At 37.5% G+C, this 309-nt stretch carries 1 protein-coding gene; it reads left to right on the top strand.

Annotated features, from left to right (window positions below; all coding sequences use genetic code 11):
* The first annotated feature begins 9 nt into the window (after positions 1 to 9).
* The gene (locus JKP73_RS22505) at positions 10 to 177 is read left to right on the top strand and encodes an RNA-binding S4 domain-containing protein (RefSeq protein ID WP_438874679.1); all 168 of its coding nucleotides are present in this window, start codon (positions 10 to 12) and stop codon (positions 175 to 177) included.
* The last annotated feature ends 132 nt before the right edge of the window (positions 178 to 309 follow it).

Here is a 309-nt window from a genome sequence, read left to right on the forward strand (position 1 = left end):
GGTCAGTTTATAAAATTAATCAATGTACTTGTCTCTGGTGGAATGGTAAAAGCTTATTTGCAAGATGTAGGTGTGTTGGTGAATGGAGAGCGGGAACATCGACGTGGTAGAAAACTATATCCCGGTGATGTAGGAGAACTAGAAGAAGCTGGAAGATTCATCGTTGCTAGTGACTAGTGGAGACGTTATTCCGGTAAAAGAGGATTAAGACATGCATATTAAGCAGCTACAAGTAAAAAATTATCGCAATTACCATGATTTGGATATATCCTTTGACGATAAAATTAATGTTACCATAGGAGAAAATGC

It is taken from the genome of Virgibacillus salexigens (assembly GCF_014905415.1).
Classification (GTDB): domain Bacteria; phylum Bacillota; class Bacilli; order Bacillales; family Amphibacillaceae; genus Virgibacillus; species Virgibacillus salexigens.